Here is a 19,903-nt window from a genome sequence, read left to right on the forward strand (position 1 = left end):
GCGCCTAACCCGGCATTTCGTTGAGTCCGTTGGCCGCGGCCACCGCGGCGCGGGTCCACTCCCGCCGCACGACGGCCGGTTCGATGCGGTCGCGGCGAATGGCCTCGACGTCGATCGCCGTTCCGCTGATCGCCGCGCCGGGCACCCGGAAGGAAAAGGCGCGCTCCTCGGTGGCGACGGCCAAAAGCGCGTCGCTGTCGGTGAAACCGTTGGCGCGCATGGTGTCTTCGGCCCAGCGGAGCGGCCGGAGTCCGGCGAAATTCTTGACGTACACCACCCATAGTCGAATGCCGCGGCGGTTGTGCAGGTTGTTCAGCGCGCGTTCGACAGTGTTGTGCTCGATGGGGCCGAGCACCCCCGACTGGTCGGTGATCTGGCCGGACAGCTTCAGGGCCGGCTTCGCCGGTGGCGCAACCGCGCTCGCGGTGGTTCGGCCCGGCGGTGACGCGGTGCCAGGGTCCGGCCGGCCGGCGTGGCCGTTCAACAGGCGCACCCCGATGACGGCGGCGACGGCGACCAGCGCGGCGGCCACCAGCACGACCGTCAGCGCCACCGCCCCGACGCGCCCGCCGCGCGCCGGTGCCGCCGCGCTTTCCGGGGCCGGCGGCGTTGCGATGACTTCCGTTGGCGCGGAGCTGATTTCGGTTGTACCCGCGGCGTCGGGCGGTGTGGTGACCGCTCGGCCGGCCAGCGCCGCGGCGAAATCCGTGCAGGACGCGTAGCGGTCGGACGGGTGCTTGGCGAGCGCCTTGGCGATGACGGGGTCGAGTTCGGCCAACTCGGGCCGGCGCTGGCTGATCAGCGGCGGCGGCGCGGACAGGTGCTGGCCGATGACCACCGCCGGGTTGGAATGATGAAACGGAGCCGAACCCGTCAACAGGTTATAAGCCGTGCACCCCAGCGCATACTGGTCGGCCCGCGCATCGAGGTCCGCGCCCTGCAGTTGCTCGGGCGCGCAGTAGGCGGTCGTGCCCACCAACATGTTCGTCGCGGTCAGGCCGCTGATCTCACCCAGCTCGCGGGCAATGCCGAAATCGGCCAGCAGGATCCGCCGTCGCGGGTGGGCGTCACCGAGCAGGATGTTGGCGGGTTTGACGTCACGATGCAGCAGGCCGCGCGAGTGGGCGTAATCGAGCGCATCGGCCACCGCCGAAATGATCTCGACCACCTCGACTTTGGGCATGCCGGACGGATACCGGCTGTGCAGCAATTCCGAGGCGTCGATGCCCTCCACGTAGTCCATCGACAGCCACAGCTTTCCGTCGAACTCGCCTCGGTCGTGGATGCCGACGATGTGCTCGTTGTAGAGACTGGCGGCCAGATCGGCCTCGCGGTTGAAACGTTGGCGGAACTCGTCGTTCGCGGTCAGCTCGCCGGACAGCACCTTGAGCGCGTCGCGGCGCGGCAGCCGCGGATGCGCAGCCAGATAGACCTGGCCCATGCCGCCGGCTCCCAGCCGCCGAACGATGGTGTAGCCGGCGAACACCTGTCCCGGGGTCAGGCCGTCGCCGTCGTTGCCGCTGTCGGGCATGTGAGCATGCTACTGACGACGTCGCCGCCGCAACCGGTTATCGCCGGGGGTGTCCGCGGTCACTTTCCGCAGGCGCGGGCGCACGACTTCGACAAGAATGGCGGGCAATGTCGAAATGGTTGTCCTGGAACGTCGTTGTGCCGGTGCTTTCCGTTGTCGTGCTGGCATTGATCTGGGGCGAGACGCTCGGGCCGGTGCTGGTCGGGCTGGCGGCGCTGTTTCTCATCGGTGCGGTGGTGGCCGCGGTGCACCACGCGGAGGTGGTCGCCCACCGGGTCGGCGAGCCGTTCGGGTCGCTGGTGCTCGCCGCCGCGGTGACCGTCATCGAGGTGGCCCTGATCGTCGAGCTGATGGCGTCCGGGGGCAACGAGACGGCGACCCTGGCCCGGGACACCGCCTTCGCCGCGCTGATGATCACCACCAACGGAATCGCGGGGTTGTCGCTGCTGCTCGGTTCCCGGCGCTACGGCGTGACGCTGTTCAACGCCGAAGGCAGCGGCGCCGCGCTGGCCACGGTGACCACGCTGGCGACCCTGAGCCTGGTGCTGCCCGCGTTCACCACCACCGCCGTGGGCAAGGAGTTCTCGCCCGGGCAGCTCATTTTCGCCGCGGTCGCCTCGCTGTTGCTCTACCTGGTGTTCGTGTTCACGCAGACGGTGCGGCACCGCGACTTCTTCCTGCCGGTCGCGCAGAAGGGCCAGAAGAGCCTGTTCGCGGACGAGAGCCATGCCGATCCGCCGACCACCCGCGCGGCGCTGACCAGCCTCGGGTTGATGCTGGGGGCCCTGGTGGCGGTGGTGGGCCTGGCCGAGGAGGAGTCGCCGGCGGTCGAAAAGGCGGTGACCGCGGTCGGCTTCCCCCAGTCGTTCGTGGGCGTGATCATCGCCGCGCTGGTGCTGCTGCCCGAGACGGTCGCGGCCGTGCGGGCGGCGCGCCAGGGCCGCATCCAGATCAGCCTGAACCTGGCGTACGGGTCGGCGATGGCCAGCATCGGGCTCACCATCCCGGCGATCGCGCTGGCGTCGATCTGGCTCAAGGGGCCGCTGGTGCTCGGCCTCGGCGCCATCCAGCTGGTGTTGCTCGCCCTGACGGTGGTGATCAGCGTGCTGACCGTGGTGCCAGGGCGGGCGACCCGCCTGCAGGGCGAGGTGCATCTGGTGCTGCTGGCCGCCTACGTGTTCCTGGCGATCAGCCCCTGAGGCTCACGCCCGCGCGCGCAGCGTCGCCAGAGCCTTGTCGGCGTGGCTGTCCATGTTGAACTCGCTGGAGATCACCTCGAGCACCGTGCGGTCGGTGTCGATCACGAACGTCGTGCGCTTGACCGGCATCAGTTTGCCGAGCAGGCCGCGCTTGACGCCGAACTGGCTGGCCACGGTGCCGTCGGTGTCCGACAGCAGCGGGTAGTCGAACTTCTGCAGGTCGGCGAACTTGGCCTGCTTCTGCACGGCGTCGGCGCTGATCCCCACCCGGTTGGCCCCCACCGTGGCGAATTCGGAGGCCAGGTCCCGGAAGTGGCACGCTTCCTTGGTGCAGCCGGGCGTCATCGCGGCCGGGTAGAAGAACAGCACCACGGGCCCGCCGGAGAGCAGTTCGCTGAGCTTGCGCGGCGTCCCGGTCTGATCGGGCAACTCGAAGTCCGCGACGGTGTCACCAGGTTTCATGGCGGACACGCTACGCCCGCAAGCGTCGTCGGGCTGGGCCGAAGCACAGCAACCCGTCTGGGAGGATGGATCGGTGCACGCCCACCTTGCCGCGACGACCTCACGAGAGGATTTCCGCCAGCTGGCAGCCGAGCACCGCGTGGTTCCGGTGACCCGCAAGGTGCTGGCCGACAGCGAGACGCCGCTGTCGGCCTACCGCAAACTCGCCGCCAACCGTCCGGGCACCTTCCTGCTGGAGTCGGCCGAGCACGGTCGTTCCTGGTCGCGGTGGTCGTTCATCGGCGCCGGGGCGCCGTCGGCGCTGACCGTGCGCGACGGCGAGGCCGTCTGGCTGGGCGTGGTGCCACAGGACGCACCGACCGGGGCGACCCGCTGCAGGCCCTCCGCGCCACCTGCGAGCTGCTGGCCACCGGCCCGCTCGACGGGCTGCCGCCGCTGTCGGGCGGGATGGTCGGGTTCTTCGCTTACGACCTGGTGCGGCGCCTGGAGCGGCTGCCCGAGCTGGCCGTCGACGACCTGAAGCTGCCGGACATGTTGCTGCTGCTGGCCACCGACGTGGCGGCGGTCGACCACCACGAGGGCACCATCACGCTGATCTCCAACGCCGTGAACTGGAACGGGACCGACGAGCGGGTGGACGAGGCCTACGACGACGCGATCGCCCGCCTGGACGTGATGACGGCGGCGCTGGGCCAGCCGCTGCCGTCCACCGTCGGCACGTTCGAGCGGCCCGAGCCGCGCTACCGCGCGCAACGCAGCGTCGAGGAGTACGGAAAGATCGTCGACTACCTGGTCGACCAGATCGCCGCGGGGGAGGCCTTCCAGGTGGTGCCCTCGCAACGGTTCGAAATGGACACCGACGTCGATCCGATCGACGTGTACCGGATGTTGCGGGTCACCAACCCGAGCCCCTACATGTATCTGCTGCAGGTGCCGAATGGCGCTGGGGGAACTGACTTTTCGATCGTGGGCTCCAGTCCGGAGGCGCTGGTCACCGTCGCCGACGGCACCGCGACCACCCATCCGATCGCGGGCACCCGGTGGCGCGGGGACACCGACGAAGAGGACCAGCTGCTGGAAAAGGAGTTGCTGGCCGACGAGAAGGAACGCGCCGAGCACCTGATGCTCGTCGACCTGGGCCGCAACGATCTGGGCCGGGTCTGCGCGCCGGGCACCGTGCGCGTCGAGGACTACAGCCACATCGAACGCTACAGCCACGTCATGCACCTGGTATCGACGGTGACGGGCACGCTCGACGAGGGTCGCACCGCGCTGGACGCGGTGACGGCCTGCTTCCCGGCGGGCACGCTGTCGGGCGCGCCGAAGGTCCGGGCCATGGAGCTGATCGAAGAGGTGGAGAAGACGCGCCGCGGCCTGTACGGCGGCGTGGTCGGCTACCTGGACTTCGCCGGCAATGCCGACTTCGCGATCGCCATCCGTACCGCCCTGATGCGCGACGGCATCGCCTACGTGCAATCCGGTGGCGGGGTGGTGGCCGATTCCAACGGCCCCTACGAGTACACCGAGGCGACCAACAAGGCCCGCGCGGTGCTGAGCGCGATCGCGGCCGCCGAGACGCTGACCGAACCCGGCCCCAGTGGCGATGGCTGAGGCCGGCGCGGGCACCCGCCGCCCGAACAGCCGGTGGCTGATCCGGATTGCCCAGGCGGTGCTGGTGATTGCCGCAGGAACGTTATGGCTGGCCTCACGCCTGCCCTGGGTCGTCATCCGGTCGTTCGACGGGCTCGGGCCGCCCAAGCAGGTGACCCTGGCCGGCGCGGCGTGGTCGACGGCGCTGCTGCCGTTGGCGTTGCTCCTGCTGGCCGCGGCCGTCGCCGCCATCGCCGTGCGGGGTTGGCTGCTGCGCGCGCTGGCGGGTCTGTTGGCGGTGGTCAGCCTGGCGGTGGGCTACCTGGGGGTCAGCCTGTGGGTGTTGCCCGACGTGGCGGTCCGCGGCGCCGAACTGGCGCACGTCTCGGTGATGTCGCTGGTGGGAAGCGAGCGGCTGTACGGGGGCGCCGGTGTCACGGTGGCCGCCGCGGCGTGCACGCTCATCGCCGCCGTCCTGCTCATGCGCTCCGCGTCCGACTCGGGGTCGACCCGCTCGAAGTACGCCGCACCGGCGACGCGCCGGTCGATTGCGCGACGCGAAGAGGCCGACGGGGCGATGCTGGAGCAGGCGGAGACGCCGGGAATGTCGGAGCGGATGATCTGGGACGCGCTTGACGAGGGACGCGACCCAACCGATCGGCCGAACGAGTCTGACAGCGAGGGTCGGTGATGGGACGCAAGCCGCGGGCCGCTACCCTTCATTCACGTCGTCGCAATCGGCTGGGGACAACAAATCGGCCGTGGGATGACAGCGGGCGACAGGGCGAAGGGAAACGACAGGCATGAGTCCGGCAACCGTGCTTGACTCCATCCTCGAGGGAGTCCGGGCCGACGTTGCCGCGCGTGAAGCGCTGATCAGCCTGTCCGAGATCAAAGCCGCCGCGGCGGCCGCGCCACCGCCACGCGACGTGATGGCCGCCCTGCGCGAGCCCGGAATCGGCGTCATCGCCGAAGTCAAGCGCGCCAGCCCGTCGGCGGGCTCCCTGGCCACGATTGCCGATCCGGCGAAACTGGCCCGGGCCTACGAAGACGGTGGCGCCCGCATCATCAGCGTGTTGACCGAGGAGCGCCGCTTCCACGGCTCGCTCGACGACCTCGACGCGGTGCGCGCGGCCGTGTCGATACCGATTCTGCGCAAAGACTTTGTCGTGCAGCCCTATCAGATCCACGAGGCGCGCGCGCACGGTGCCGACATGCTGTTGCTCATCGTCGCGGCGCTGGAGCAGTCGGCGTTGGTGTCGATGCTGGACCGCACCGAATCGCTGGGCATGACGGCGCTCGTCGAGGTGCACACCGAGGAAGAAGCCGACCGGGCACTCAAGGCCGGAGCCAACGTAATCGGCGTCAACGCCCGCGATCTGGCGACACTCGAGGTGGACCGGGACTGCTTCGCGCGCATCGCTCCGGGGCTGCCCAGCAACGTGATCCGGATCGCCGAATCCGGTGTGCGCGGTACCGGGGACCTGCTGGCGTACGCCGGCGCGGGTGCCGACGCCGTCCTGGTCGGCGAAGGTCTGGTCAAAAGTGGTGACCCGCGCGCCGCGGTCGCCGACCTGGTCACCGCGGGCACCCATCCGTCCTGTCCGAAACCGGCTCGGTAGTCACAACGGCACTGAAGAGCCCCAGCGCTGAAACGTTGAACCCATGAGCCATCCCCGCGTAGAGACTTGGTGATGGTGGACCTGTCCCGCCCGGACCTTCCGCTCGCGAGCGCAGCCATCGCCGAACCCACCCGCCACGAACCCGATGCGGGTGGCCATTTCGGTGTGTACGGCGGCCGCTACGTCGCCGAGGCCTTGATGGCCGTGATCGAAGAGGTCACCGCCGCCTACGAGAAGGAACGCGTCAACCAGGATTTCTTGGACACCCTGGATTACCTGCAGGCGAACTACGCCGGGCGGCCGTCGCCGCTGTACGAGGCGCCGCGCCTGTCCGAAGTGGCCGGCGCGCGCATCTTCCTCAAGCGAGAAGACCTGAACCACACCGGTTCTCATAAGATCAACAACGTGCTCGGTCAGGCGCTGCTGGCGCAGCGGATGGGCAAGAAGCGGGTGATCGCCGAGACCGGGGCCGGTCAGCACGGCGTGGCGACCGCCACCGCGTGTGCCCTGCTCGGCCTGGAGTGCGTGATCTACATGGGCGCGGTGGACACCGAGCGTCAGGCGCTCAACGTGGCGCGGATGCGCCTGCTGGGAGCGACGGTCGTCTCGGTGGAAAGCGGTTCGAGGACGCTCAAGGACGCCATCAACGAGGCGTTCCGGGACTGGGTTACCAACGCCGACAACACCTTCTATTGCTTCGGCACCGCGGCCGGCCCGCATCCCTTTCCCGCCATGGTGCGCGATTTCCAGCGGATCATCGGCCTCGAGGCGCGTGCCCAGATCCAGGCCCAGGCGGGCCGGTTGCCCGACGCCGTGGTGGCCTGCATCGGCGGCGGATCCAATGCCATCGGCATCTTCCATCCGTTCATCGACGACCCGAATGTGCGACTGGTCGGTTTCGAGGCGGCCGGCGACGGTGTCGAAACCGGCAGGCACGCCGCGACCTTCAGCGGCGGCTCGCCCGGTGCTTTTCAGGGATCGTTCTCGTACCTGCTGCAGGACGAGGACGGGCAGACCATCGAATCCCATTCCATCTCAGCGGGTCTGGACTATCCGGGAGTGGGGCCAGAACATGCGTACCTGCGCGAGACGGGCCGCGCCGAGTACCGACCGATCACAGACTCCGAGGCGATGGATGCGTTCCGCGTCCTGTGCCGCACGGAGGGGATCATCCCGGCGATCGAATCCGCGCACGCCGTGGCCGGCGCCCTGAAATTGGGCCCCGAGTTGGGGCACGGCGCGATCGTCGTGGTGAACCTGTCCGGGCGCGGCGACAAGGACGTCGAGACCGCCGCGAAGTGGTTCGGGCTGTTGGGATCCAGCGATCGATGACGGTCAAACACAGCGAAGCGGGCAAGCTCGAGTCGATCTTCGATGACTGCCGCACAGACAATCGCGCGGCGCTGATCGGATACCTGCCCACCGGTTACCCCGACGTGCCGACGTCGGTGCAAGGGATGACGGCACTGGTCGAATCGGGTTGCGACATCATCGAAGTCGGGGTTCCCTATTCCGACCCCGGCATGGACGGCCCGACCATCGCCAAGGCCACCGAGATCGCGCTGCATGGGGGAGTGCGCGTTCGCGACACCCTTGCCGCGGTCGAGGCGATCAGCGCGGCCGGTGGCCACGCGGTGGTGATGACCTACTGGAACCCGGTGTTGCGCTACGGGGTTGACGCGTTCGCCCGGGATCTGGCATCCGCGGGCGGGTTCGGCCTGATCACGCCCGATCTCATCCCCGACGAAGCCGGGCAGTGGCTGGCGGCCTCCGAGGAGCACCGGTTGGACCGGATCTTTCTGGTGGCGCCGTCCTCGACGCCGCAGCGGTTGGCGATGACGGTCGACGCGTCGCGGGGATTCGTCTACGCGGCCTCGACGATGGGCGTGACCGGGGCGCGCGACGTCGTGTCGAACGCCGCGCCCGAGTTGGTGAGCAGGGTCAAGGAGATATCCGACATACCCGTCGGCGTCGGTCTGGGGGTGCGGTCGCGGGAGCAGGCCGCCCAGATCGGCAGTTACGCCGACGGCGTCATCGTCGGGTCCGCGCTGGTGTCGGCGCTGGGTGAGGGGGGGTTGACTGCATTGCGTGCACTGACTGAGGAACTCGCCGCCGGTGTTCGTCAGAGGGCGGCCGTCTCGTGACGAAGCTGCTGGCCTATTTCCCGAGCCCGCCGCGGGGCGTGTGGCACCTCGGCCCGCTGCCGATCCGGGCCTATGCCCTGTTCATCATCGCCGGCATCGTGGCCGCGCTGCTGATCGGCGACCGGCGCTGGGAAGCCCGCGGCGGCGAGCGCGGCGTGATCTACGACATCGCGCTGTGGACGGTGCCGTTCGGGTTGGTCGGTGGCCGGCTGTATCACCTGGCCACCGACTGGCGTACCTATTGGGGCCCCGGCGGCGCCGGACTCGGGGCGGCCGTTCGGATCTGGGACGGCGGCCTGGGGATTTGGGGCGCGGTGGCGCTCGGGGCCGTCGGCGCCTGGATCGGCTGCCGCCGGCACGGGATTCCGCTTCCCGCCTTCGCCGACGCGCTGGCCCCCGGAATCATCCTGGCGCAGGCCATCGGTCGGCTCGGCAACTATTTCAATCAGGAACTCTACGGCCGCGAGACCACGCTGCCGTGGGGCCTGGAGGTCTTCTACCGCCGGGACCCCTCGGGATACATCGACCCGCATTCGCTGGATGGCGTCTCGACGGGCCAGCTCGCGTTCGTGGTGCAGCCGACGTTTCTCTACGAATTGATCTGGAACCTCCTGATTTTCGTCGCGCTGCTCTACGCGGACCGCCGATTCACGCTGGGCCACGGCCGGCTGTTCGCCCTGTACGTGGCGGGCTACTGCGTCGGGCGGTTCTGCGTCGAGTTGCTGCGCGACGACACCGCCACCCACATCGCCGGCATCCGGATCAACTCGTTTACATCGACTTTCGTGTTCATCGGGGCCGTGGTGTATCTGATGGCGGCGCCTAAGGGCCGCGAAGATCCCGAGAGCCTGCGCGGCAACGAATACCTCGACGAGGAAGCGGCCGAGGCCGAACCGGACGCTGAGCCCGCGACGGTGGCGGCTGCGACGACCGCGGCGGCCGCCGCAGCGACCACCGCGGCGGGTGATGCGCCGACGTCCTCGGCGGAGACGGCGGAAGCTGACGACACCACCGCCGCCGATGCGGGCGCCGGAGAATCGGTGGCGGCCACCGAGGCGGAGCCCAGCGCGGCCGAGGCCGTAGAGGCCGAAGACGCCGAGGCAGAGGCAGAAGAAACCGAAGACGCCGAGGCAGAAGAACCCGAAAAGGCCGAGGCGGAAGCGAAATCCGAGGATTCTGAATCAGGGGCCGAAGCCGAAGAGCCCGAAGCCGAAGCCGAAGCGCCGGAAGCCGAAGAGCCGCAAGCCGAAGAGCCGCAAGCCGAAGAGCCCGAAGCCGAAGCCGAAGCGCCGGAAGCCGAAGAGCCGCAAGCCGAAGAGCCCGAAGCCGAGCAGCCGGAAGCCGAAGCCGAAGAGCCCGAAGCCGAAGAGCCCGAAGCCGAAGAGCCCGAAGCCGAAGAGCCCGAAGCCGAAGAGCCCGAAGCCGAAGAATCGGAGGCCGAAGAGCCGGAAGCCGAAGCGGCAGTGCAGGATTCCGAAGCCGAGGATTCCGAAGCCGAGGAACCCGAAGCCGAGGAACCCGAAGCCGAAGAGGCCGAAGCGGACGAGCCGGCCGCCGAGACACCCGAACGCGAGACACCCCAACCCGAAACACCGGAAACCAAGCCGACCCCGACTGAGCCCGAAACCCGTCGGCGATGGGGCTCGCGACTCAGGAACCGGCTGTCGGGGCGCTGACCATCGGCGTGCCCCGATTCACCTGGCGGAGCGCAACGGATCTGGCAGGCTGAAAACCGTGACCGACACAAGGTCAGCGGCGAGATGACGCGACCTCACCCGGCCGCGCAACCGCATCCGCGCGGCGTGCGGCGCCATCGCCTCTCCATCGCGGCCGGGACCGGGGTGGCGCTGGGTGGCGCGCTCGGCTACGTCGCGCTGGCCGACCCACACCGCCCCAGTTCGATCTACCCGGCGTGTCCGTTCAAATGGCTCACCGGCTGGAATTGCCCGTTTTGCGGCGGGCTGAGGATGACGCACGACCTGTTGCACGGCGACCTGATGGCCGGCATCCACGACAACGTCTTCGTGCTGGTAGGAATCCCGCTGCTGGCCGCATGGGTGCTGGTGCGCCGCGCCCGCGGCAAGGGGGTTGCGCCCAGGGCCGCGTTGCTCACCGCCCTTGTCGCGACGATCGCGTGGACGGTGCTGCGTAACCTGCCCGCCTTCCCCTTGTTTCCCACCGTTCTTGGTGGGTAAAAGCACACTGCGCGGGGCGCCAATCTGCGGGCCGTGGGGGTTACACACGACTATGCTGGGTCGGCGTGAGTAGACGCGGGAAGATCGTCTGCACCCTTGGCCCTGCGACCAATTCGGATGAGTCGATCCTGGCCCTGGTTGAGGCCGGAATGGACGTCGCAAGGCTGAACTTCAGCCATGGCGACTACTCGGATCACAAATCCGCCTACGAACGCGTCAGGTCCGCTTCCGACGCGACGGGCCGAGCCGTCGGTGTGCTCGCCGACCTGCAGGGCCCCAAGATCAGGCTGGGTCGTTTCGCCACCGGTCCCACGTACTGGGCCGACGGCGAAACGGTGCGGATCACCGTCGCCGACTGCGACGGCGACCACGACCGCGTATCGACCACCTACAAGAAGCTGGCCGAGGACGCCGCCGTCGGCGACCGCATCCTGGTCGACGACGGCAAGGTCGGCCTGGTGATCGACGGCATCGACGGTGACGACGTCATCTGCACGGTCGTCGAGGGCGGACCGGTCAGCAACAACAAGGGCATCTCGCTGCCGGGCATGAACGTGACCGCACCGGCCTTGTCGGACAAGGACATCGAGGACCTCACCTTCGCGCTGGAGCTCGGTGTCGACCTGATCGCCCTCTCGTTCGTGCGTTCACCCTCGGACGTCGAACTGGTGCACGAGGTGATGGACCGCGTCGGCCGGCGGGTGCCGGTGATCGCGAAGCTGGAGAAGCCCGAGGCCGTCGACAATCTGGAGGCCATCGTGCTGGCCTTCGACGCGATCATGGTGGCCCGCGGCGACCTGGGCGTCGAACTGCCCCTGGAAGAGGTGCCGCTGGTGCAGAAGCGGGCCATCCAGATGGCCCGGGAGAACGCGAAACCCGTGATCGTGGCGACCCAGATGCTCGACTCGATGATCGAGAGCTCACGGCCGACCCGGGCGGAGGCCTCCGACGTCGCCAACGCCGTCCTGGACGGCGCCGACGCGGTGATGCTGTCCGGGGAAACCTCGGTGGGGAAGTATCCGCTGGCGGCCGTCCGGACCATGGCGCGCATCATCTGCGCCGTCGAGGACAACTCCACGGCCGCGCCGCCGCTGACGCACGTGCCGCGCACCAAGCGCGGCGTGATCTCCTACGCGGCACGCGACATCGGTGAGCGCCTCGACGCCAAGGCACTGGTCGCTTTCACCCAGTCCGGCGACACGGTCAAGCGCCTCGCGCGCCTGCACACCCCGCTGCCGCTGCTGGCCTTCACCGCGTGGCCGGAGGTGCGCAGTCAGCTGGCCATGACCTGGGGCACCGAAACGTTCATCGTCCCGATGATGACCTCCACGGACGGCATGATCCGCCAGGTCGACAAGTCGCTGCTGGAACTCGGTCGCTACAAGCGGGGCGACCTGGTGGTCATCGTCGCCGGCGCGCCACCTGGCACAGTAGGGTCAACCAACCTCATCCATGTGCACCGGATCGGGGAGGACGACGTCTAACTAGAGGAGAGCGTGTGCCGGCCGGCGGTGAGTCTCAGGAGCCGAATGCGGTTGACGAAGCCGCGACGCAGACCCATCCGGATTTCGTCGAGCTGCTGGCGACCCTCGACCTCCGCCGTGTCGACGACGACCTGTTCATCGGCTCGCATCCCAGCAAGAACCCGATGCGGACCTTCGGCGGCCAGCTCATGTCGCAGTCATTCGTCGCGAGCAGCCGCAGCCTGGTTCGCGCCGACCTGCCGCCGGGCGCGCTGTCGGTGCACTTCATCAACGGCGGGGACACCGCCAAGGACATCGAGTTCCGGGTGACACGGCTGCGCGACGAGCGCCGGTTCGCCAACCGGCGCGTCGATGCAGTGCAAGACGGCACGCTGCTGTCCACGGCCCTGGTCTCCTACATGTCCGGCGGCCGCGGCCTGGAACACGGCATCGAGCCGCCGGAGGTGGCCGAGCCGCACACCCAGCCCACGATCGGTGAACTCCTGCGCGGCTACGAGGAGACCGTTCCGCACTTCGTCAACGCCCTGCAGCCCATCGAATGGCGTTACACCAACGATCCGGCGTGGGTGATGCGAACGAAGGGCGATCGGCTCCCGCACAATCGGGTCTGGGTCAAGGCGTTGGGGGAAGTTCCCGACGACCCCATATTGCACACGGCAACAATGGTGTATTCGTCGGACACCACGGTATTGGACTCGGTTATCACGACGCACGGCCTTTCCTGGGGATTCGACCGCATATTCGCCGCGTCGGCCAATCATTCCATTTGGTTTCACCGGCAGGTCAACTTCAACGACTGGGTGTTGTACGCCACATCGTCGCCGGTGGCGGCCGATTCCCGGGGCCTGGGGGCCGGGCACTTCTTCGACCGATCAGGGCAACCGCTGGCCACGGTGGTGCAAGAAGGCGTCCTGAAATACTTCCCATCTTCGGGCCGGTAAAACGTGACCTAATAGCTACGGAATCTCCGCGCGAATTCGTGCCCTAAACGGCCGTAACCGGGCGTAGCTTTGACGTAGTCGGGTATTCGGTGCAGAGGCGGCGATCAAGCCGCCCAGCTGATGTCAGCGCATCGGGAGGTGATTGTGAACGGGCCAGTGGTGGACGTCACGGCAGCAAGACCCCGCGCGCGCGAACGCGTTGTCGTGTCGGTCGATTCGCTCGCGGCCCGCTTGATCGGCGCGTTGGCGCTGTTCGGCGCGGCGTGCTGGCTCATCGAGATCCTCGCGCGGCACCATAGCCATCCGAGCTGGAACTACACCGACCGGTTGGCCTGGTCGCTGACCGTGCTGGTGGCGGTGGCCTGGATGGCTCGCGGCATCTTCCTGGGCCGCCCGGTGACGACCATGCACGCCATCGCCGCCGCCTTTTTCGTGCTGGCCGGGCTGGGCCTGCACGTGCTGTCGTTCGATCTGCTCGGCGACCTGGTGATCGCCGGCTCGGGCATGGTGCTGATGTGGCCGACGACCTCGTATCCGCGGCCCGGTGACCTGCCGCGGGTGTGGCAGCTGATCGACGCGACGGCCGGCGACGCACTGGCACCGTTCACCATGCAGACCGGCAAGAGCTATCACTTCACCGCCGACGGCACCGCGGCGCTGGCCTACCGTACGCGGATGGGAATCGCCGTGGTCAGCGGTGACCCGATCGGGGACGAGGCCCAGTTCCCGGAACTGGTGGCCGATTTCGCCGCCACCTGCCACGCCCACGGCTGGCGCATCGCCGTCGTGGGGTGCGGCGAGCGGCGGCTGGGCCTGTGGACCGATTCGACGGTGTTGGGACAATCGTTGCGGCCCATTCCGATTGGCCGTGATGTGGTGGTCGACGTGGCCGGCTTCGACATGGTCGGCCGCAAATTCCGCAACCTGCGTCAGGCGGTCAAGCGCACCCACAATTGCGGTGTGACAACCGAAATCGTGCCGGAGCAGGGACTCGACGACGAGCTGCTGGCCGAGCTGACCGAGGTGGTGCACGAGTCGTCCAAGGGGGCCCACGCCGATCGGGGATTCCACATGAACCTCGACGGCGTGCTGGAGGGCCGTTTCCCCGGCATCCAGCTCATCATCGCCCGGGACAAGGCGGGAACGGTGCAGGCATTCCACCGGTACGCCACGGCGGGCGCGGGCAGCGACATCACCCTCGATGTGCCGTGGCGCAGGCGCAGCGCGCCCAACGGGCTCGACGAGCGCCTCAGCGTCGACATGATCATGGCCGGTAAAGAGACTGGCGCGCAGCGGGTCTCGCTGGCCTTCGCCGCATTCCCGGAGATCTTCGACGACAAGAACCGCGGCTGGACGCAGCGCGTCTTCTACCGGTTGATCCACGTTCTCGACCCCTTGATCGCGCTGGAGTCGTTGTACCGGTATGTGCGCAAGTGGCACGCGCTGGACGCCCGCCGCTACGCGCTGATCTCCATGACGCAGATCGTGCCGCTATTGTTCGTGCTGCTGTCGCTGGAGTTCATGCCGCGCCGGCGACACCTCTGAGTGCGCCCAACTGTGATGTCGGAAAACGGCTAGCGCTGCGCCGACCCGGACGGTTGGGTGGGGACTGCACGAGAACGCCAGCCGCGAATTCATCCGGGAGTTCCTTTCGGCACCATGACAGACAGCGTAAGCCTGCGGGATGAAGCCATGCGCGCGTTCATCTCCAGCCTGTCCAAATGCGAGGCATCCGCGCCAACCTGGTGCACCGGCTGGAGCGCCCACGAGCTCACCGCCCATGTGACTGCCGCAGCGGCCGAACGGGCTGACCTCATCGAGGAATATCTGGCGGGCCGGCCAGCGAGGGCGACGCGTTCGTGGGAGGTACGCGAGCCGCCGTTTCGGGCGTTGCCAGATCCTGTCCTCCGAAAGCGGTTGGTAGAGCACGCCGCTCGCTTCGAGTCGAGCGTCGCCGCCCTCAAAGCGGACGACACCATCATGTACACGGGCTGGGAAATGACCGCCGAGCGGTTGGCCATGCACAGCCATAGCGAAGCGGTGCTGCACCGGTGGGATCTGGTGGGCGACGACGACCACAGCGTCCGGCCGCTCTCGGACCCGGCCATGGTCACCCACGCGCTCGCGGCATTCGACGCGCTGCCGGCCCTGGTGGAATCGCGCCGCTGGCGCGATGCCTGCGCGATAACCCGGCCGGTGACGCTACGAAGCGGCCACCGGCCCGATGTGGTTGTGGCACCGGGATTGTCGGCAATTCCGGCCGAGGCGGGCATCGTGATAGAACTCGCGCCCCACGAGTTACCGCTGGTCTTGTGGGGACGCTGCCCGTCCAGGTTGCGCTACCCGAGCGCCAACGCGGAGACACTCGACGACGTCTTGCGGCGCCTCCTGAGCGACGCGTAGTTGACGGCAGTCGAAGCCCTTGGGCAGGTGGTGGGTCGCCACCACCACCGTCCGCTCCGCCGACATCAACCGCGAATCCGGGGCCAGCAGGTCGCGGAGAACCTGTTCGGCGTCGGTGACATCGAGGTGCTCGCTGGGCTCGTCGAGCAGCACGATCCGCGTGGGCGAGAGCACCGCCCGGGCCAGCAACAGCCTTCGGCGCTGGCCGGCCGAAACCGCTTGCGCCCCACCGGTGAGCACGGTGGCCAACCCGTCGGGCAGACCGGTGAGCCAGCCACCCAGGCCTACGGCGCGCAGCGCTGCCGTCATTTCCTCGTCGGTGCAGTCTCCGCGCGCGACCAACAGGTTGTCGCGGACGGTGGTGGCGAAAATATGGGCGTCCTCGGCGAAAAACCCGATCGCGCTGCGCAAGTCGGCCTCGCCGAACTCGTTCACGGCGGTGCCGTCCAGCGTCACCCGCCCGTCCAGGGGCGGCAGCAGGCCGGCGAGCGTCATCAACAGCGTCGTCTTGCCGGAACCGCTGGCGCCGGTAACGGCCAGCCGCGCACCCGGCGCCAGGTCCACCGCTATCCGGGTCGAGCGTGCGGCGCCGTCATGACCGGAACGCACGTCGGCCGACAACCGTCCGGGCCCGACCGGTGCGGGCGCCCTCGCCGCCGCGTTCTGGGGTCCGGGCGGCGTCAGCTCGAGCAGGCGGCGCGCGGCGATCCGCGACCGCGTCAATTGGACCGCGGCGGCCGGTAACGGCGTCATCGCTTCGAAGGCGGACAGCGGTAGCAGCATCAGCACCGCCAGCGTGGTGGGCGCGACCGCGTGCGCCAATCCGATCCCGCACACCACCGCGCCCAGCACGCTCGCCCCGATCGCGGCGGTCGGCATCGCCTCGGCAATGGCCGCCGGTTTGGCGGCGGCGTCCAGAGCGTCGCCCCACGCGCGTTGCCGGCGTTGCGATTCGGCGATGACGTCGGGCAGCAGGCCGGCGACACGAAGCTCGGGCGCATGTTCGAGCGCCACCATCGCCGATGTGTCGCGCTCGGAATGATGCTGCCGCGCAACGTCTTCCTGGGCCGCGGCCGCGAGGCCGGCGAGCCGGGGCGCGACGAAGCCGGCGATCAGCAGACAGCCGGCCAGCACCACGGCCGCCGCCGGTGAAATGGCCGCCACGACGGCGGTCGCCGCCAGCGCCAGCACCACCGCGACCCCGATCGGCACCAGGGCGCGCACCAGCACGTTGGCCAGCTCGTCGACGTCGGCGCCGACCCGCGCCACCAGTTCACCGCTGTGCAGCCGGACGGCGGCCGCCACCGGTCCGCGCGCCAGCCGCTGGTAGATCTGCACCCGGGCGGTGCCGGCGGCGCGCAAGGCCGTGTCGTGGGTGGCCAGTCGCTCGCAGTAGTGCAGCACGCCCCGCGAGATCGCGAACATCCGGACCGCGACCGCCGCCACCGACAGGTCCAGCACGGGCGGCATCTGCCATGCCCGCGTGATCAGCCACGCCGACACACCGGCCAACGCCAGCGCACTTCCCAGCGAGAGCACCCCGAGCGCTATCGCCGTCAGTACGCGCGGCAGCCGCGGGCGCAGCAGCGTCCAGGCGTCCTCGAGCGGATCACGCCGGTGCATAATGCGCCCTCCGGTCGGCGACGACTTCGACGACCCGGTCACCGATGGCCAGCACCGGCGCACGATGGCCGACGACGATCACCGTCGCACCCGCGCGGGCCCGCTCGACGATGGCCCGCAACACGCGGTCCTCGGTGGCCGCGTCCAGGTGTGCGGTCGGCTCGTCGAGCAACAGCACGGCGGCCGTCGAGCCGAGCGCACGGGCCAGACCCAGCCGCTGCCGCTGCCCCAGCGACAATCCGGTGCCGCCGCGCCCGAGCACCGTGGCGCCGCCATCTGGCAGCTCGGCCAGCACCGCGTCGAATCCGGAATCGGCACAAGCCTTTTCGGCGTCGTGCAGCTCTCCGAGCAGCTTCAGGTTGTCGTCGACGGTGCCCGGCACGAGCACCGGACGTTGCGGCAGCCAGGACAGTTGCGCCCACCAGCCGGCCGGCTCGAGGCCGGCGACGTCGACGCCGTCCACGCTGACCCGGCCCGATGAGGGCACGCTGATGCCGGCGACCGCCTGCAGGGCGGTGCTCTTGCCGGCGCCGTTACGTCCGGTGAGCACCGTCACCGAGCCGGGCTCGATGACCGCGCTCAGATCGTACGGCGCCTGCCCGTCGCGGCCGGTAACGGTCAGATGGTCGAGGCGGATCCGCGCGCCGCGGGCCGTGACCGTCTGAGTCTTGGCGGTCGGCGCGGCCGGCTCGCCGATGAGGGCGAACGCGGCACCGGCTGCGGCCCTGCCGTCCTGCGCGGCATGGAATTCCACGCCGATGCGGCGCAGCGGCCAGTACACGTCCGGCGCGAGCAACAGGACGGTCAACCCGGTGGTCAGGGTCATCTCGCCGAACACCAGGCGAAAACCTATCCCGACCGCGATCAGCGCCACCCCGAGCGTGGCCAGCAGCTCGAGCACCAGGGCCGACAGGAATGCGATGCGCAGCGTCGCCATGGCCGAGCGGCGGTGTGCCGCAGCCAGTTCGGCGATGCGGTGTTCGGGGCCCGAGCTGCGGCCCAGCGCCCGCAAGGTGGGGATGCCGGCGATCAGGTCGAGCAACCGGGCCTGCAGCGTCGTCATCGCGGCCAGCGCCGCGGCCGACCGGTCGGCGGTCGCCAGCCCGATCAGCACCATAAAGATCGGTATCAGGGGCAGCGTGATCGCCACGACTGCGGCCGATTTCAGGTCGTAGGCGGCGACCACGGCGACGGTGGCCGGGGTCAGGATCGCGGCGAGCATCAACGTCGGCAGGTACCCGGTGAAGTACGGGCGCAAGCCATCCAGTCCGCGGGTCACGACGACGGCGGCGGTGTCGCGCTGCGTCGCCAGTTCACCGGGTTGCCTGGCGGTCACCGCGGCCAGCACCTGGCCGGACAGGTCGGCGATGACCGCGCTGGCTCCACGTTGTCCCAACCGGGCCTGAAGCCAATGCGTCAGCGCGCGGACCGTCCAGAGCGCCAACAGGATTGACAGCGGACCCAGCCAGGCGTGCAGGCTCGGGGCGGGGTCGCCGACGACGCCGGCGACGATACGCGCCAAGATGATCGCGGACCCGATCGCGCAACCGGAGATCACCACGCCGCAGCCCACCACGGCGGCAAGGTAGCGGCGCACCGCCGCCGACGCTCGCCACAGTCTCGGGTCTAGCGGCGCCCGGCTGGCACGGTCCGTACCGCTCAGGTCGTGCGCCTTGCCAGTCCGATCGGCGCGGGTATCCGGTCGGCCGAGATCCGTTGCCTGAAAATCCAATACGACCAGGCTTGGTAGATCACCGTCAGCGGGGCCATGAACGCCGTCACCCACGTCATGACCTTGAGAGTGTAGTGGGTGGACGAGGCGTTGTAGATGGTCAGGCTCCATTGCGGGTTCAGCGTCGAGGGCACCAGGTTCGGATACAGCGAGCCGAAGAGCAGAATGACCACCGCCGCCACCACCAGCGCGACGCAGGTGAACGCCCAGCCGTCGGACGCGCGGCGCCACACCAGCAGCACCGCCGCCAGTTGCGCCAGCACCGCCACGGCCAGCACCAGCCAGGTCCAGCCCTTGCCGTGCGCCAGCTGCGTCCAGAGCCCAAACGCCGCAACCAGTCCGGTGACCGGAAGTGATAACCAGACGCCGAACCGATAGGCGTCGTCGCGGATGGCGCCCGAGGTCTTCAACGCGACGAACGTCGCCCCGTAGAACAAGAACAGTCCGGCGGTGGCCAGGCCGCCCAGCACCGTGTAGGGGTTGAGCACGTCGGTGATCGAGAGGTGAATGTGGCCGTCGGCCTCGACCGGGAGCCCACGCACCAGGACGGCGAACGCGACGCCCCACAGAACGGCCGGCAGCCACGACCCGGCAGCGATGGCGGCGTCGGCCCAGCCGCGCCATTTGGTGTCATCGATCTTGCCGCGCCACTCGATGGCCACGGCGCGCACGATCATGCCGAAAAGGATCGCCAGCAGCGGCAGGTACAGCGTGGAGAACACGGTGGCGTACCAGGCGGGGAAGGCGGCGAACATCGCGGCGCCGCCGACGATCAGCCAGACCTCGTTGCCGTCCCACACCGGTCCGATGGTGTTGAGCGCCGTGCGGCGCAGCGGCTCGGGTTCGCCGATGCCGACGCGGGCGAACGGCTCCATCAACATGCCCACGCCGAAGTCGAAGCCCTCGAGGATGAAGAAACCCAGGAACAGCACCCCGAGGATGCCGAACCACACTTCCTGCAGTCCCACCGTCGCAAC

General features: G+C 69.1%; 16 protein-coding genes and 1 pseudogene. 12 read left to right on the top strand and 5 right to left on the bottom strand.

The genetic code is table 11. The features are described from left to right. Positions 1-4: 4 nt before the first annotated feature. On the bottom strand, positions 5-1,531 hold the full coding sequence (locus B9D87_RS03970; RefSeq protein ID WP_007776198.1) for a serine/threonine-protein kinase: 1,527 nt from the start codon (positions 1,529-1,531) through the stop codon (positions 5-7). 107 nt (positions 1,532-1,638) lie between these two features. On the opposite strand from B9D87_RS03970, the gene B9D87_RS03975 reads away from it, so the two are divergent. Then, positions 1,639-2,730, top strand: coding sequence for a calcium:cation antiporter (locus B9D87_RS03975; RefSeq protein WP_007776196.1), 1,092 nt, complete (start codon positions 1,639-1,641; stop codon positions 2,728-2,730). A gap of 3 nt (positions 2,731-2,733) precedes the next feature. On the opposite strand, the gene B9D87_RS03980 is transcribed toward B9D87_RS03975, so the two are convergent. After that, positions 2,734-3,192 carry a peroxiredoxin gene (locus B9D87_RS03980; RefSeq protein WP_007776195.1) on the bottom strand — a complete coding sequence of 153 codons (459 nt, stop codon included), beginning with the start codon at positions 3,190-3,192 and terminating at the stop codon, positions 2,734-2,736. A 73-nt stretch (positions 3,193-3,265) separates the two neighbouring features. Between B9D87_RS03980 and B9D87_RS03985 the strand changes: the two are divergent. From B9D87_RS03985 to B9D87_RS04035, 11 genes and pseudogenes are all read left to right on the top strand, one after another. Continuing rightward, positions 3,266-4,803 (top strand): annotated as a pseudogene (locus B9D87_RS03985) (anthranilate synthase component I). Then, the gene (locus B9D87_RS03990) at positions 4,796-5,473 is read left to right on the top strand and encodes a TIGR02234 family membrane protein (RefSeq protein ID WP_052002585.1); all 678 of its coding nucleotides are present in this window, start codon (positions 4,796-4,798) and stop codon (positions 5,471-5,473) included. The pseudogene B9D87_RS03985 and the gene B9D87_RS03990 overlap by 8 nt, the downstream one beginning before the upstream one ends. Before the next feature lie 112 nt (positions 5,474-5,585). After that, positions 5,586-6,404: an indole-3-glycerol phosphate synthase TrpC gene (gene trpC / locus B9D87_RS03995; RefSeq protein ID WP_007776189.1), complete on the top strand. Its 819-nt coding sequence runs from the start codon at positions 5,586-5,588 to the stop codon at positions 6,402-6,404. A 69-nt stretch (positions 6,405-6,473) separates the two neighbouring features. Then, a complete protein-coding gene (gene trpB, locus B9D87_RS04000; protein WP_175648696.1) occupies positions 6,474-7,736 on the top strand; it encodes a tryptophan synthase subunit beta in 1,263 nt (420 codons plus the stop codon). Beyond that, on the top strand, positions 7,733-8,548 hold the full coding sequence (gene trpA, locus B9D87_RS04005) for a tryptophan synthase subunit alpha (protein WP_007776184.1): 816 nt from the start codon (positions 7,733-7,735) through the stop codon (positions 8,546-8,548). Before trpB ends, trpA begins: the two co-directional genes overlap by 4 nt. Further along, positions 8,545-10,224, top strand: a complete 1,680-nt coding sequence (locus B9D87_RS04010) for a prolipoprotein diacylglyceryl transferase (protein WP_007776183.1) — start codon at positions 8,545-8,547, stop codon at positions 10,222-10,224. The genes trpA and B9D87_RS04010 overlap by 4 nt, the downstream gene beginning before the upstream one ends. Positions 10,225-10,389: 165 nt before the next feature. Continuing rightward, positions 10,390-10,743, top strand: coding sequence for a DUF2752 domain-containing protein (locus tag B9D87_RS04015; protein WP_040631867.1), 354 nt, complete (start codon positions 10,390-10,392; stop codon positions 10,741-10,743). 65 nt (positions 10,744-10,808) lie between these two features. Then, the gene (pyk, locus tag B9D87_RS04020; protein ID WP_007776179.1) at positions 10,809-12,227 is read left to right on the top strand and encodes a pyruvate kinase; all 1,419 of its coding nucleotides are present in this window, start codon (positions 10,809-10,811) and stop codon (positions 12,225-12,227) included. Between the two features lie 92 nt (positions 12,228-12,319). Next, a complete protein-coding gene (locus B9D87_RS04025) occupies positions 12,320-13,168 on the top strand; it encodes an acyl-CoA thioesterase II (RefSeq protein WP_085977894.1) in 849 nt (282 codons plus the stop codon). 144 nt (positions 13,169-13,312) lie between these two features. Beyond that, positions 13,313-14,713 carry a bifunctional lysylphosphatidylglycerol flippase/synthetase MprF gene (locus tag B9D87_RS04030; RefSeq protein ID WP_040631866.1) on the top strand — a complete coding sequence of 467 codons (1,401 nt, stop codon included), beginning with the start codon at positions 13,313-13,315 and terminating at the stop codon, positions 14,711-14,713. Positions 14,714-14,827: 114 nt separating this feature from the next. Further along, complete coding sequence (locus B9D87_RS04035) at positions 14,828-15,571, top strand: maleylpyruvate isomerase N-terminal domain-containing protein (RefSeq protein ID WP_080598647.1); 744 nt, start codon at positions 14,828-14,830, stop codon at positions 15,569-15,571. On the opposite strand, the gene cydC is transcribed toward B9D87_RS04035, so the two are convergent. From cydC to cydB, 3 genes are all read right to left on the bottom strand, one after another. After that, positions 15,467-17,194, bottom strand: coding sequence for a thiol reductant ABC exporter subunit CydC (gene cydC, locus B9D87_RS04040; protein ID WP_007776160.1), 1,728 nt, complete (start codon positions 17,192-17,194; stop codon positions 15,467-15,469). The genes B9D87_RS04035 and cydC overlap by 105 nt on opposite strands. After that, on the bottom strand, positions 17,181-18,767 hold the full coding sequence (gene cydD, locus B9D87_RS04045) for a thiol reductant ABC exporter subunit CydD (RefSeq protein WP_040631864.1): 1,587 nt from the start codon (positions 18,765-18,767) through the stop codon (positions 17,181-17,183). Before cydD ends, cydC begins: the two co-directional genes overlap by 14 nt. 86 nt (positions 18,768-18,853) lie before the next feature. Next, the gene (cydB, locus tag B9D87_RS04050; RefSeq protein WP_007776152.1) at positions 18,854-19,894 is read right to left on the bottom strand and encodes a cytochrome d ubiquinol oxidase subunit II; all 1,041 of its coding nucleotides are present in this window, start codon (positions 19,892-19,894) and stop codon (positions 18,854-18,856) included. Positions 19,895-19,903 lie beyond the last annotated feature (9 nt).

It is taken from the genome of Mycobacterium colombiense CECT 3035 (genome assembly GCF_002105755.1).
GTDB classification, from domain to species: Bacteria; Actinomycetota; Actinomycetes; order Mycobacteriales; family Mycobacteriaceae; genus Mycobacterium; species Mycobacterium colombiense.